Here is a 14,518-nt window from a genome sequence, read left to right as displayed (position 1 = left end):
ATTAGGGCACGTCCCTAGTGTGTAAATGTGTATATTTGCAAGGTTAATTGTATTTATAATAAGGATTGATGAAAAAGGTTTATTTTTTGTTGTTTTGTGTGGTGTGCGGGATATCGGAGGTCTTGAGTTTGGATCGGGAGGAGATGTCTGGGTGGAAGACAAAGAATTTAAACGGAAAGGTAAAATCGGTTGTGTATAGTGATGGTTCTTTTCTGACCTTTGATATAGTGGGAAATGTAGTACAATTCGTGAATTCGGAAAAGTATGTAACAGTTTATGATTATATAAATGCCTGTCGGTATATTTTGCAGGAGGAATTTTATGATATAGAGTTCGATGGCTGCGTACGGAGGGAAGTGAAGGAGAATACAAATGGATGTTTGGGAATTGTATATACTTTTGATGAGCTGGGACGCATCCGGAAATATGTACAGACGGATTACGGAGATTTAGAAGAAGCGGAATATTGGTATGAAGAAACAGAACAGTTGCCTTGGAAAATAGTTAAGTCTGAATTTTGGGAGAGGGGAATGGCCGTTCAGGTTTCGGAAATTCGGTATTTGGAAACGGATTCTTTGGGAAATTGGCTACGACGGGAAGTAAAAAATACAACGAAGGAGGTAGATTATGAAGCTGCGGATTCTGTTTTTACTAAGCGAAAGCATGTCGAAAGCTGTAAGATTGTTTATTTTACTAAAGAAGAGTTGGCCCGTGTGAACAAGTATTCTAAAGTTGTAGCAAGCTCTCTTATTGAAACGCAAAGTATCGGTTTACGGGAAAGTATACCGATTATTATTAAACAAAGAAAAGGATTCTCGGTATGGCAATATGGGTTAATCGGAGGGGGAATCTGTTTGGTTGTGGGTATAGTGTTTTATTTCTGGAAGAAAAATAAAAAAAATCAGGTATGAAATATTGTTTATGTTTACTTATTTTTATTGGTGTTTTTAAAGCGTATAGTCAATCCGTTATAAGAACTGAAAATTGGGAAATGCAACTAGATCCCGAAGGGTATATAAAACAACTTGTTTTTAAAGATAAGGGAAGAGATACCATACCTTTTTTCCGGCAAACAGGCAAACGAGGTCCTTCTTTTTATGCTGAAAGGGAAGGAAAATTGCAGTGTCCAAGGTGGACTGCGTTGGGAAACCAGTTATTCCGGACAGAGGTGGAAGGTGTAGAATGTGAATTAGCTTATTTATCTACGGAAAAATATCCGGCGATTCAGCTTACTCTGACCAATCGGTCGACAACTCCTTATCAGCCTCAGAAGGCCGGTTTAAAATTAGGGATTGATACTTATATGGATAAATATCCGGATTGGTTTGATAAATATTTTCCTACTTTGATGCGAAATGAAAAGACTCATTTTTATGGATATATGCAAACTCCTCGGGGGCATACTTTGGCATTGGTGTGTGAGCAGCCTATCGCATCTTGGAGTGTGGATTACAATCTGGGGTATCAGGATCCTGCTCCTCATTGGTTTATGGGGCACCGCATTGAATCTTTAAATTTGGATTTATTGAATTGTTTGCCTCTTCCTCCACGTCATCCACAACATTTGTATGAATTAAAACAAGGAGAATCAAAAAGTTGGGTAATTGCTTTTGTAAATATAGGTAAGTTATCAGATTTAGAGAAAGGAATTTCCGATATCGTAGAGATACCGTTAATCGATTTATCTCGTACTTCTTATACTTCAGGAGAAGAGGCCACTTTTGAAATTTGGGGGGAACAACCACAGGTCGAAGTTGTAACAGATAACGGAATGCTTTTGCCTTTACAAACAGCTCGGATTAAAGCTGGCCGTACGCAGGTAAAGGTGATATTACCTCGTCCCGGTTTGTATCAGGTGAATGTTAAATCAAAAGGAAAAATAGCAGAAGCGGTACTTACAGTTCATCCCTCTTGGGAGTGGGTGTTTCGCAAGGCCAGGGAAAATGTAAGGCGCTATCATCAAAAACCGACCTCTCATGCAGAGAGTTGGTATGGATTTTACTCTGCTTTTCTGGCTGCCCGCTATTTCCCGGAGGAGGGAGAAGATGGGCTGATACAGGATTATTTTGAATTACTTTTTCAAAAATTGCATGATACTGTTCGTATGGAACCGCTTTATTATAAATCCCGTATTCAGAATACTTCTACGACTATCGGGATGTTAGTGGATAAATATGAGGCCAGTAAAAATATTCGGGATTTAGAACGGGCTAGTCGACTGGCCGATTGGCTTATCGGTTTTTCTCAAAAAGAGAACGGAGCTTATTATAATCGTAAAACAGTTTATACGAGTGTTATATACATTGCCAAAAGTATGCTGGAATTAGCCATAGCTGAGCAGGAATTGGGAAAACAAGACAGAAAATGGAGGGAAAGGGGAGAACGGCATTACCAGTCTGCTAAACGGGCTATCGACCAGTTGGTGGCTTCCCGGGGGGATTTTCAAACGGAAGGAGAAATGACTTTTGAGGACGGAATGATTTCTTGTTCTGCTTTACAGATTGGTATGCTAGGAATCTTGCAACAAAAGGAAGAAGACCGGAGACATTATACAGAGGCAATGCTGGAGATTCTGAACAGTCATGATTGTCTTACTCAGCTTCGAGTGCCGGATGCTCGTAGGCGTCAAGGCACTATGCGTTATTGGGAAGCACAATATGATGTAGAAATGTTGCCTAATATGTTTAATTCTCCTCACGGTTGGAGCGGTTGGCGGGCTTATGCGACGTATTACGCCTATTTACTTACCGGCGAGGAGAAATGGTTACAGCAAACCTTCAATGCTATGGGAGCTTTCGCCAATCTGATCGATTATAAAACCGGCCAACTCCGTTGGGCTTTTGTGGTAGATCCCTATTTGGAAGTGGAGCAAGCTTGTAGCGCAGATAAGAAGTATGACTTTTCGGATTTGAGTTTTGGAAACCCGCATCCCTGTTTGTACGATACCCGTAAATTTACCATCGGAGAACAATATGTCAATATGATCAGCGATTGGCAGACGGTAAATAGTCAGGATAATGACGTACATGAAGTATTTAAATGTATGGGGGAAACCGTCTTGACAAATGCTTTTTTGATAGAGCGGGAAAATGGAGAATATAGGAGTTATAATTGTAAAATAAAGAAGGTTGGTAAAAAAATAGAGGTGATTCCAGATGAAAAACAGATTACTCATTTGCATATTAATCTCAAAAAACCTTGTGTTCTATCTTTTCAGGGAAAAGAAAAGGCGACGGGTGATCTGAAAAGAGGATGGTTGTTTTAGATCGTTTGGGCTGAGGGTGAGTAAGGGTAAAATTACACATTAGGGCACGTCCCTAATGTGTAATTGGATTTGGTTTGGGCTGGGATTAGAAGGGGTGTGCAGAAATAATATCCAAATGGGTGAGGGCTTTGTAAATGCCATCTTCATCTACAGAAGCCGTTACGTAATCCGCTGATTGTTTTACCGCGTCTTTGGCATTCCCCATCGCCACGCTGATTCCGGCATATTGTAGCATAGGAATATCGTTGCCTCCGTCTCCAAAAGCGATAACTTCTTCCCGGGAGAATCCATAATGTTCTATTATTTTTTGCATCCCTATCTGTTTGTTACTTCCTAAAGGGATGATGTCGCTAAAGAGAGAAGTCCAGCGTGTAGATTGACAATGAGGTAACTGGGGCATAATTTCCATTTCTTGGGAAGGAGTGAAAAAGGCAATTAATTGGAAGATCTCTCCTTGAGCGGCTTCTGTTAGAGGGAGTATAGGCGGCTGTGGAAAATTCAGGAGCTGAAAGGCTTTTGTTGTCTGCTCGTTTATATAATTCATATACAGGGCGTTTTCGTGAACAAAAATACAGGGGAAATTTGCTTTTTCCTGTAGATAATTGACGAGCATAGAGATATCTGCAGGAGGAATAGAATGTTTATAGATAACTTTTAGATCAATAAAACAATAACTTCCGTTGAGGGTCATATAACCGTCGAATTTTAAATTGCCCAAATTGTTGACAGTAAGTATATGTCTACCTGTAGCAATAAAAGTCAGAATACCTTGAGAGCGGAGTTGATGTAATGCCCTTACAGTAGAAGCGGGAACTTCGTGGGTTTTAAAACTGACCAAAGTTCCGTCAATATCAAAAAATGCAGCTTTTATCATGAATTTAAAAAGTTAATGTTCTGCTTTGCAGATTGTTTTTCGGACATTTGTGTCCTCCATTGACAGACAAAGATATTATTTACAAATTTCCTGCAAATTGATACAAGTCAAAAAATGGAGCAGAGGTACAAAAAGTTCTTCCTCCCAATGTGCAAAAACTTCTCTGGTAGAGAACAATTGCCGGATTAATATTTGTCTGGTGATTGACGAATGAGTAGATTGTCCGTTTGGGCAAAGTTTTAATCTGGCTTTTGTGCTTTCAATCCTTCAAATTTTGGACATTTTACCTATTTTTTTGTCGTTTCCTTTTCTTTTCCATAATAGAACTGATAATAAGGGGGATAGCCAGGAATACCACAGTACCGGTAATTACGAGTCCTGTGTAAAAGGCTGGACTTCCGACAGGAAGTTGGGAAGGGGGGAAAAAGGTGACGGCAAAAGAGAAGAGTACAGCTAAAAAGCCGATACCGGCAATTAGCCACATACCGGTATTTCCTCCCGGAACGCGATAACTCCGGTTTAAATCGGGCTGTGAATACCGCAGTTTAATGCCGGCTGCATACATCAGCATATACATAATCAGATAAAGCCCGATTGTAAGGGCGCTGAGTAAGAAAAAGGCTACACTTACATCGCTCATTACAATATAGAGGGAAGATAGAATGGTGACGATGCATCCTTGGATAATGAGGATGTTGATCTGTATGCCGTTTCGGTTTGTTTTTTTCATAAAATCGGGGAGTTCGCCGTCATGGGCTGTCCAAAGTAAGCCCCGGCTGGGGCCTGAAATCCAGGACATGACGCCCGCCAATGCTCCGAAGGCTACCAAAAAGCCCATAATATTTGTCATCCAGCCGATGTGATAATGATCGAATAATTGCCGGAAGGTGACAAATAATCCGTCTTGCAGATTTATTTGGTCGTAGGGAGTGACAACGGCTACCGCTAAGGCTCCCAAGGTAAATAATCCGAATGAAATCAGGGCTGCCAGAAACATGGCTGCCGGAAATTGTTTTTGCGGATTATTTAATTCCGGAGCGTGTACGGCGTGAACTTCTACTCCTGCAAAAAGTAAGAGAATTCCTGCAAGAAAAGCGATGTCGCTCATGCCTGTCATGTGGGGAAAAAAGCGGGGATGTACATGATGGGCAATATCTATATTAGCTACCTGTGGGACGTTGGTTGGAATATGTTCAAAAGCAATGGGATTTTTCCCGACAATCCAGATGATGGCCATGACGATAATAACTATTCCGGGCAGTACGGTTCCCAACAGAAATCCCTGACTTGTAATTTTAGAAACAGCGGAGGTCCCTTTCAGGGTGATCCAGGTCGCAAACCAATACATAGCGATGGCAAAAAGTCCGACAAATACCCCGTTTTGTGCTAATGCCGGTTTCCCGATCATATAAGCGATTCCCGCCCCAGCAAAGCCAAGTACGGTAGGATACCATACGACATTTTGGATCCATTGTAAAAAAATCGCAGTAAATCCCAAGGGACGATTGAAAGCTTCTTTTACCCACGTATAAACGCCTCCTCCTTTATCCGCAAAGGCACTTCCTAATTCCGCTCCTACTAAAGCAGCAGGAATCAGGAAAAGAACGGTTGCAAAGAGAATATAAAAGAACATGGTGAGTTCTTCTTGAGCCATCATGGGTAATCCTCTTAAACTGATAATGGCGGCAGCCGTCATCAAAGCCAGTTGCCAAGTGGAGAGTTTTTTGTTTGTTTTGCCCATAATCGTCTGTACTTAATTTTTGTAGTCTGTTATTCCCTTCTTTAAGTTATAAGCCAATAACGTAAGGGAAGCTGTTTTTGTTCGGTTGGAGCTGTTAAAATTTGTGAGGGAGTCCGGTTGGTAAGTGAATTTAAGCATTTTGAGGATTCGTTTGGGGAGCTTTTAAAACCTTTCTTCGGTTTTTACGTTTTATATCTTGTTCGGTTTATTTATAAGCCTCATGATATCAATTCTATAAAATCAATGCGATGGAGAAAAGAGAACAAGAAAAATATTCTGAATCCCGGGAAAAAAGGGATGAGGAATTAGAGGAAAACTACAAAAAAGTAGTCAATCATATAGACGATATAGATGATGAAAACGCCCGGGATAATTTATCCGATTATATGGATGAGCTAAAGGAAGAGTCGAAAAATGTCGGACGACCTTCCGGAGAAGATTGAAGTAATTAGAAGATAAACAAATGTTAGATAAAGAGATGGGAAAAAGATATTTTATAGGTTGCTGGATAATTTTAATGGGTTTAGCCGGATGGGGGCAGCATTCTTTACGGGCTCAGACAACCTCTTCCGGAATACAAATGCCGCAATTGCCTTATGCTTTAAATGCGTTGGCTCCTGTTGTCAGTGAAGAAACCATGAATTATCATTATGGGAAACATTTGAAAGCTTATATTGACAAGTTGAATGTTTTAATCGTAGGAACTCCTTTTGAAAAAAGTGATTTAGAAACGATTGTGAAGTATTCTACAGGACCTATATATGACAATGGTGCTCAGGCTTTAAACCACATAATCTATTTTAATACTTTTTCTCCGAATGCCCGTCAACAACCTACTGGAGCTTTATTGGAAGCTATTGAAGAAAAATGGGGTTCTTTTGAGAATTTCAAGGAGGAATTTTCGAATGCCGCTGTTACTTTGTTTGGTTCGGGTTGGGTATGGCTGGCTAAAGATGACCAAGGGGAATTATTTATTTTTCAGGAGAGTAACGGAGGAAATCCGCTTTCCCGGGGATTTATTCCTTTATTGGGGTTTGATGTTTGGGAACATGCCTATTATCTGGATTATCAAAACCGCCGTCCGGAGCACATCAAAAATTTATGGACGATCGTAGATTGGGCGAATGTTGAAAAAAGGTATTAAGCTTTTGTTGTCTTTAACTGTCGAAAATACCGCAGTTGCCAGATCAGCATAAAAAGTGCGGTAATAAAAGCGATGACATCGGCTACCGGGATACTGATCCAGACGCCGATTTCTCCGAAAATGTTCGGCAAAATAAGCAGACAGGGGATTAAGAATAATAATTGCCGGGTGAGAGATAAAAAAATAGCTTTTTTTGCCATACCTATGGATTGAAAAAAACTGGAAGTAACCATCTGAAAGCCTACGGCCGGAAAGAATGCCAATACGATCCGGAGTCCTCGCGCTGCAATGTCGATCAGTTCTTTTTTCGTTGTAAAGAGGTAGATCATCGGTCGGGGGAAAAACTGGCAGATGAGGAATCCGGTCGTCGCTACTCCGACGGCACATCCAATCGTATAACGGAGTATTTTAACGACCCGGTCGAGTTGACGGGCTCCGTAATTATAACCTGCAATAGGTTGCATGCCTTGGTTGAACCCCATAATAATCATAATGAAGAGGAAACTGATCCGGTTGACGATGCCAAAAGCTCCGATAGCCATGTCGCCTCCGTGGTTTTTCAGGCCGTTATTGATGAGGATGACCACCATGCAGGAACAAAGGTTCATCAGGAAGGGAGATAAACCGATAGCCAGCATTCCGAAGACTAACTTCCGTTTCATATTGAAAATTCCTCTTTGGAAATGAATAAAGCTTTTCGGATTAAAAAAATGGAATAATATTCCACAAAGTGCGAGGAACTGAGCCGTGATGGTTCCCAAGGCGGCTCCCTGTATGCCCATATCCAGGGCAAATATGAAAAGAGCATTCAGCACTCCGTTAATTACTACTGCGAACAAAGTAGCTAGCATGGCTTTTTGAGGATAACCGGAAGCCCGCACGACTTCATTGAGTCCCATATAAACGTGGGTAATTATGTTTCCCCATAATATCACTTTCATATAATCGCGGGCATAGGGCAGAGTGGCATCACTGGCTCCGAAAAAGCGGAGAATAGGATCAAGGAAACAAAGACTTGTGAGGGTAAAGAGGCTTCCGATCAACAGATTCAATAAAATAACATTTCCCAGTATATCCGTGGCACTTTTCAAATCTTTTTGCCCCATTTTCATAGAAACCAAAGTGGAAGCTCCGACGCCTACCAAAGACCCGAATGCTGCTGCGATATTCATAAAAGGCAGGGTGATGGCCAGGCCGGCAATAGCCAAATGCCCGACGCCGTGTCCGATAAAGATACTATCCATCATATTGTACAGCGAAGAGGCCGTCATGGCTACGATCGCCGGTAGGGAATAGTGAATCAGTAATTTACCGATTTTCTCGGTTCCAAGCGCAAGGGGTGAAGTTTGAACAGACATACACGAACATTCAGTATCAACCGGAAAATTTCCGGCATCTTTATTTCTCCGGAGTATATTTCATCAGATCCGGATTTCAGATTGAATTTTATAGTAAAACCTAGGCTTTCCTTTGACAATTGGTTTTTCCAACTATCCTTTGCATAAAAAAATGGCGATGCAAATATACAGAAAATGTTTAAAAGTGGAATGATGTTCCGGACTGCTTATAAAAGAGATTTACAAAAATTACAGACAAACCTTGAAATAGTGAAAGACAAATATTAAAAATAAACCAATAACAGACCTGTCGTTTAGATCCGTTAAACAAATCTAAACGACAGGCAAGCTGATGAGAGGAAAGAAGTTGAAAAACTTTATTCTTGACGGATAACGGTTTTCCCTCCGGGTAAAACGGCTTGGATACGGTCGTCGTACATCGCGCTGCACTGAATGGCCGGGCGCAGATAATCGCCTGCGAAAGCTGCATTAAACCGGAATTCAAACGTCTTGGTCTGGTTTTGGTTTAAACTGAAATAAATGTCGTATCCATCGTCTCTGATGTTGACGTAGTCTGTGTCTTTAAAGGCTTGGGTATTGCCGGTCAGACGGTCGTTAATGATTTCAAAACCGGAGGGTAACAAATAAGTAAGGGCCAGATTGTCATAAGTGCCTGTCATACCTGTATTGCGGACCGAAATCTTAGCTGTTACATCCGTTCCTTGCAGTAGATTATTGATATCTACCGATTGTCCTTTATCATCGTAGTAGCGGATATTCATAGAAAGGCCTGACAGGATTTGTTCCGTCACTACCTGATAAGGTGCTGAGGACGTGATTAAACGGATATAGAGGGTATTGGTTCCCGTATTTTTTACACTGGCAGAGCTTTCTTCCTTTCGGATTGTTAATTGCTCTTGTTGGAATGTTTTGTTGGTTTGTATGTTTATCGTTTGGCCTTGGGTTTGGATTTCAGCTTTTAGACCGTCTGTATTTCCGACAAATTTCGCTACATATTCAGTGGCGGCCAGTAAAGCAAAAGCTGTGGTTTGTGTGCTCAACCAGTTGTTTGACGAGAGGGCGGCTGAGATTTGTTCCAGCATTTGATAAGCTTCGTCCTGCATACCTAAATAAATCATCGATTGGAGAATGATTGCTTTGTCCCGGATATCGGAGCCGAAAGTACCTCCGGTTTGTCGGTAAGGAGAAACTTCCCGGGAAGCCTTTTGAATGAGTTTGCGGGCAATATCGGGATGATTGCAGAGGGCGTATGCGGAAGCCAGTAGCCATTGGGCTGTTGCATTCTGGAGTTTCCGTTCCTTCATTCGGTTCATAGCCGGCAAATTCGGTTTCCCTGCTAAAGCCAATACGTACAAGCGGTATCCTTGTCCGATTTCATCGTAATAGTTGTTTATCCGGTAACTGTTGGCATACGATTGGAGATAATTCAAATCTTTTTGTAAAAGTTGTGTAGGAACGGAATATCCTTTTCGGGAGGCGGATATTAGAAAATGAGCTACGTAAGTACTTACCCATTCTGAAACATAAGGTGATCCCGGCCAGTAAGCGAAGCCTCCGTCGGCTGTTTGGTAGAGGGATAGACGACTAATGACGGCTTTTACGTTTGTCTCAATATCCATTTTTTGTTTGGGAGTCAAATCCAATAAAGTATTGAGAGAGATTTGCGGGAATGCTGTAGATACAATTTGTTCGGCGCATCCGTGGGGATAAGTGATCAGTTCCTGGAGTCTCTCCGCCAAATTGAGGGGAGGAATAGTAGAAATTTCCAGTGTGGATAGGGGGTCTGCTCCTTCTACTTTTGCAGACAGTTTAACTGATTTTTCTGGTTTCAGTATTTCGCTGCTGACGTGGGTAATTCGTGGATTCGGCACCCGGATCTGTACGTTTTCTTTTACAACGGTCGTTTCTTTTCCGGATTGGGCTGTAAAAGTAAGAGCGGTGTTACCGGTTGTTTGTTTGACGCGAAGTGTAAACCAGGCTAATTTTTCTCCTTGTTCAGTAAAGGTAACAGTCTGGATGTTTTTTCCGACGATTTCGAGCTTATCGTCTGTCGTCATTTGTACTTCTACGTTTCGGATCGAATTGTTCATGGCAAATACGGTCACGGGGACATTCATCACATCGCCGGGAGTGAACAAACGAGGCATAGCCACGGACAGCATCAGTGGTTTATTGACTTGGGCATCGGCAGAGGCAGAACCGTATTTCCCGTCGGCAGTCGCGGCAACGACCATGGCCCGTACTTCTCCGATATATTCGGGCATGCGGAGTTTGTGTGTGCGGGACTCTCCTTTTTTCAGAGAAAAGGGGCCTTCGAATAAGACTACGGGTTTAAAGCGGTTTGTTTTTTCATCCTGTTCCGGTTTTAAAACCTCGTCTCCTCCTATGGCAAATGCTTTTTCCAGCCGGGCACCGTAAGCTCCGAAAATATAGTCATAGAAATCCCAGGTTTTGACTCCCAGGGCTTCGCGGGCATAAAATGCCGGGAAGGGCTGAGGAGTACGGAAAGAGGTCAGAGATAGTAAGCCTTCGTCTACAACGGCCAGGGTATAATCCATAGCCCGGTGTTCTTTTTCACTGACAGTTACGGTAAATTCTTCTCCTGGCCGGAGATCCGGCTTCAATTTTATTTCCGGATACAGATGCAGGGCAGCGTCTTCGATATTGATATTTACCACTCCATACAGGCGTATCGGCCGGTCGTTATCGCGATTCTGCTGCGGTTGTATCAGTGTCACAAAAACGTAAATATTCGGGCACATGGCCGGAGTCGCTTCAAATTCAAAGCGAGTGGAATTTTCAGTTGTTTGGATGCGGTGTATATCCCGGAAAGAAGTTCCGTTTTCTAAACTGACAATAGCTATTCCCTGTTGAGAAGAAGGTATAGTCAATTGTACTTTTTCGCCCGCTTTATAATTTTTTTTATCGGTTGTAATATTGAGTATCGTTGCAGCTTCTTTACTGGAATTTTCCGCCCAGGAGCCGAAATAAGCAACGAGTCCGGTAGAATGTCCCGACTCTTTGTCTGTTGCCTGAATATAATAACGGCCATAATGTTCGATATTCAATTCGCACTCGAATTTGCCGTCTTTACTTCGGATGGTTTTGTCTATTAACAAGCTATTATAAGGACGGTTGATATAAGTGTAATTATTATTTTCTGAATCCCACCACCAGCGCCATTCAATTTTATATACCTGAATCTCCACAGTTGTATTAACGGGAGCTTTTTGTCCCAGGGGGGTAACCAGTACTCCGCTTAGTTTTACGTTTTCTGTAGTGGGGTACCAGCCGTCTTCCGAATCCGGGAGGCGGATACCTGCATAGCGGGTATAAGGCGAGTAATGAGTGGTATACGTAGCAATACTGAAATCTCCGCTTTCTTCAAATACCCGGGTGGTAAATGTCGCGTTTAATATGCCCGGGGCATTTTCCGTTTTTATTTCGTTCAGATTAAAGGAAAAATTTCCTTCCGAGTCAGTTTCCCCATCAAAAAGAGTGGCGCTATAAGGTTCGAAATCGTCTGTTGAACTATTAAACGTATAAGCCGGATAATTTTTAAAGGTATATTGGCTCCGATTTAATTTGACTTCAGTTATTGCTTTCCGGTTGGGAGTGGAAGCTCCGTTAAGCCATCTGGTTTTAACTTTTACGATACTATTGCTTATGCCTTTTCCTACGACTTGTTCATTGGGAAAGATCATATTAATACTCAGTCGGTTTGGTTTGATCGTTTCGATCCGTAAGGTTTTGGTAAAGCGGTTTCCTCCGATTTGTACGACGCATTTCCAGTATCCTGTAGGGGCATCTTCTGCTGTGGAAAAACGGAAGGTATGGATGGGGATATCGCCGGTGACGCTTTTGCGGGTGGCTGTCGTATTTCCTTTCGGGTCGATGAGTTGGGCAATAATCGGATGTCCGGCGGGTAATAGGTGTTGCTTATCTTCGAGAATAAAAGAAAGGTAGATATCGTTGCCGGGACGCCATACGCCTCTTTCTCCGTAGATAAATCCTTTCAATCCGGATTGCACATCTTGTCCGCTAATATCAAAGTTGCTGAGAGATAAGGAATTGGCATCTGATATCTTTAACCAGGCCTTATCTTGTCCTTTACGGGCCTGAGCAATAAAGGCTTTCATATCCGTATTCAGGTATGCAAAACCGTTTTTATCGGTTTGTACAGAGTCGATTTTTTGGTTTTGATAATTGTAAAGGGAGATCATGCAATTTGCCACGGGTGCTGCCGTTACAATGTCGTTGACAGCCACAAAATATCGGTTGTCTGAACCTCGTTTGGCCAGAATACCAAGGGACGTATTGATTATATTTTTACTGATAAACCGGTCTCCGGTATAATAAGAATCTGTACAAGGATTATCTCTGTCGCTCCATCGGTAATCGTTATTGTAATAATAATTGCTGTAATAATAGTCGTTGCCGTCCCAGTCCTGATCGTAATAATCGATATTATCCTGGCCCTCTGAGGCGCAGTCGAGTGTCGTATAAGATTTGCGGAAACGAATTTCTATCCGGTAAATGACGCCTTTTTCCAGTTTAACCAGATCGGATAAGTTAAGGGTAAAATCATTCCAGTGGTTTAAATTAATCGGTGAACCTTCCGGATTTAGTGCTATCTTTTGACGAAATACAGGTCGGGCTGTCCGTATGAGATCTCCGGTTCCGTCGTACGAATTTTGCTGGAGAAAAAAATTCATATTTTGATCAAAAACTTTTATAATCTGTACATCGACGGCTTTCAGGGCTACTGCGGAGAAGGGGACCCATACTTTTCCTTCTGAAGGAACAATAATACCTTCTCCGATGAATCGGATGGCCGGGTTGGAAGAAGGAAGATAGACTGTTTGGGTATAAGGTTCCTCCAGAATTTTGTTCTCGCTACTCCGGATACCTTTGTGGACAGTTACCTCTATGCTTTCTGCATCTTCTTGAATCGTATAAAAAAGGAAAATGGTATTGGCATTGGTTTTATACCGGATATCCGATACTCCTTGTATTGTAATCAATCCTTCGAGATTCTGGGAAGGATCCACATTTTCCGACAGGTCGATCCGTAGTGATTGTCTGTCGTTATCGTTCAGTTGTACGTTGAGAACTGAAAATTGCTGATTTCCCGGAATATTTTCCTGAAATTCCTTCTGATTGATAACTTTATTGCCGAAACGTAACGTCAGCGTTTGCGGTTGTTCGGTTTTAAGAATAGGATAGACTGTAAAATGATGGGTATTGCCTGAATGAGACCATTCTATCGGAAGAGATTGATTATCAATTTGTGCTGTAACCTGTTTCTCTATTTCCTGGGGTTCCATATGATCAGAAGTATAGAGGGAAGCCTGATAATTTAAAGTATCGTTGGAGGAGGTGGTCGTAAAATTTCCCGGATTAAAAGATGCTTGTAGATCGACGACTTTCACTGAAAATTCAAAATAGTTGTAATCGCTGGGAACGTTGAAAAGAGCTCCCAGATGTAACCTTAACCGGTATTCTTGTCCGTTTGTAAAGCCTTGCTGGGGGATAAATTCCAAAATGCGTTCTTCTTTGAGAAAAAGTTGTCCTTTTATGGCCGGAGATATTTTCAAAAGATCACCCGGCAAAGGTTCTCCTATGGGAAATGACTTGTCCGGAGTTTTATCCAGATAAATATAGATGTGTGCATCGGAAGTAATCGTTCCGGAAGTATATCCATAAATGTATTTATTGATTTCAGGTTGGGCGGTGTTGGATTTTGTACGGGAACATCCGCTGAGACAAAGGGCCAGGAGAAGGCAATAACAAAAAACATATTTACTTAAAGCCATAGTTTTCAGGATTAGAAGTTATTTCAGACAAATTTACGTAAATAATGAGGAAAGTATGTTTTTTCCCGTTTTAATTTTTATATTTTTGTCGTTTTAGTAAAACAAGGGAAAATCTATTTGTGTTTTGCAGAGAAATGGAGAGCGGGAAGATAAGTAGATTTTGGAGTTTACCGGAAAACGATAAGTGTTCACTTTATTCACAGATAAGTACTTCGTGGACGGGTGACTGTCGGGTGTTGATGAAGAACCGAAGGTTCGGATAAGATTTACGGTTGTTTTTCAGTTTTAAAGTTTTATCCTGAACCAAGTTCTGTCTGTCA

8 protein-coding genes are annotated in these 14,518 nt (G+C 41.7%); 4 read left to right on the top strand and 4 right to left on the bottom strand.

The genetic code is table 11. From position 1 onward, the window contains the following. Positions 1-68: 68 nt before the first annotated feature. The gene (locus HMPREF9449_RS07405) at positions 69-911 is read left to right on the top strand and encodes a hypothetical protein (protein WP_009136635.1); all 843 of its coding nucleotides are present in this window, start codon (positions 69-71) and stop codon (positions 909-911) included. Further along, positions 908-3,265, top strand: coding sequence for a hypothetical protein (locus tag HMPREF9449_RS07400; RefSeq protein ID WP_009136634.1), 2,358 nt, complete (start codon positions 908-910; stop codon positions 3,263-3,265). The genes HMPREF9449_RS07405 and HMPREF9449_RS07400 overlap by 4 nt, the downstream gene beginning before the upstream one ends. Before the next feature lie 85 nt (positions 3,266-3,350). On the opposite strand, the gene HMPREF9449_RS07395 is transcribed toward HMPREF9449_RS07400, so the two are convergent. Together HMPREF9449_RS07395 and HMPREF9449_RS07390 are read right to left on the bottom strand one after the other, a co-directional pair. Further along, positions 3,351-4,139, bottom strand: coding sequence for a Cof-type HAD-IIB family hydrolase (locus HMPREF9449_RS07395; RefSeq protein ID WP_009136633.1), 789 nt, complete (start codon positions 4,137-4,139; stop codon positions 3,351-3,353). Between the two features lie 283 nt (positions 4,140-4,422). Then, a complete protein-coding gene (locus tag HMPREF9449_RS07390) occupies positions 4,423-5,880 on the bottom strand; it encodes an amino acid permease (RefSeq protein ID WP_009136632.1) in 1,458 nt (485 codons plus the stop codon). A gap of 248 nt (positions 5,881-6,128) precedes the next feature. On the opposite strand from HMPREF9449_RS07390, the gene HMPREF9449_RS07385 reads away from it, so the two are divergent. Together HMPREF9449_RS07385 and HMPREF9449_RS07380 are read left to right on the top strand one after the other, a co-directional pair. Then, positions 6,129-6,323, top strand: a complete 195-nt coding sequence (locus HMPREF9449_RS07385) for a hypothetical protein (protein WP_009136631.1) — start codon at positions 6,129-6,131, stop codon at positions 6,321-6,323. A gap of 74 nt (positions 6,324-6,397) precedes the next feature. Further along, the gene (locus tag HMPREF9449_RS07380) at positions 6,398-7,024 is read left to right on the top strand and encodes a superoxide dismutase (protein WP_050810431.1); all 627 of its coding nucleotides are present in this window, start codon (positions 6,398-6,400) and stop codon (positions 7,022-7,024) included. Here the strand turns inward: HMPREF9449_RS07380 and HMPREF9449_RS07375 are convergent. Together HMPREF9449_RS07375 and HMPREF9449_RS07370 are read right to left on the bottom strand one after the other, a co-directional pair. After that, positions 7,021-8,382, bottom strand: coding sequence for an MATE family efflux transporter (locus tag HMPREF9449_RS07375; RefSeq protein WP_009136629.1), 1,362 nt, complete (start codon positions 8,380-8,382; stop codon positions 7,021-7,023). The genes HMPREF9449_RS07380 and HMPREF9449_RS07375 overlap by 4 nt on opposite strands. Before the next feature lie 356 nt (positions 8,383-8,738). Next, complete coding sequence (locus HMPREF9449_RS07370) at positions 8,739-14,198, bottom strand: alpha-2-macroglobulin family protein (RefSeq protein ID WP_009136628.1); 5,460 nt, start codon at positions 14,196-14,198, stop codon at positions 8,739-8,741. Positions 14,199-14,518: the final 320 nt, after the last annotated feature.

Source organism: Odoribacter laneus YIT 12061, assembly GCF_000243215.1.
Lineage (GTDB): Bacteria > Bacteroidota > Bacteroidia > Bacteroidales > Marinifilaceae > Culturomica > Culturomica lanea.
Note: the sequence above shows the minus strand (reverse complement) of the source record. Positions and strands in the feature narration are given on the sequence as shown.

What these genes read in the sequence shown, in the direction of transcription:
- HMPREF9449_RS07405 (WP_009136635.1), top strand. Translation starts at nt 69, where the DNA reads ATGAAAAAGGTTTATTTTTTGTTGTTTTGTGTGGTGTGCGGGATATCG.
- HMPREF9449_RS07400 (WP_009136634.1), top strand. Translation starts at nt 908, where the DNA reads ATGAAATATTGTTTATGTTTACTTATTTTTATTGGTGTTTTTAAAGCG.
- HMPREF9449_RS07395 (WP_009136633.1), bottom strand. Translation starts at nt 4,139, where the DNA reads ATGATAAAAGCTGCATTTTTTGATATTGACGGAACTTTGGTCAGTTTT.
- HMPREF9449_RS07390 (WP_009136632.1), bottom strand. Translation starts at nt 5,880, where the DNA reads ATGGGCAAAACAAACAAAAAACTCTCCACTTGGCAACTGGCTTTGATG.
- HMPREF9449_RS07385 (WP_009136631.1), top strand. Translation starts at nt 6,129, where the DNA reads ATGGAGAAAAGAGAACAAGAAAAATATTCTGAATCCCGGGAAAAAAGG.
- HMPREF9449_RS07380 (WP_050810431.1), top strand. Translation starts at nt 6,398, where the DNA reads ATGGGTTTAGCCGGATGGGGGCAGCATTCTTTACGGGCTCAGACAACC.
- HMPREF9449_RS07375 (WP_009136629.1), bottom strand. Translation starts at nt 8,382, where the DNA reads ATGTCTGTTCAAACTTCACCCCTTGCGCTTGGAACCGAGAAAATCGGT.
- HMPREF9449_RS07370 (WP_009136628.1), bottom strand. Translation starts at nt 14,198, where the DNA reads ATGGCTTTAAGTAAATATGTTTTTTGTTATTGCCTTCTCCTGGCCCTT.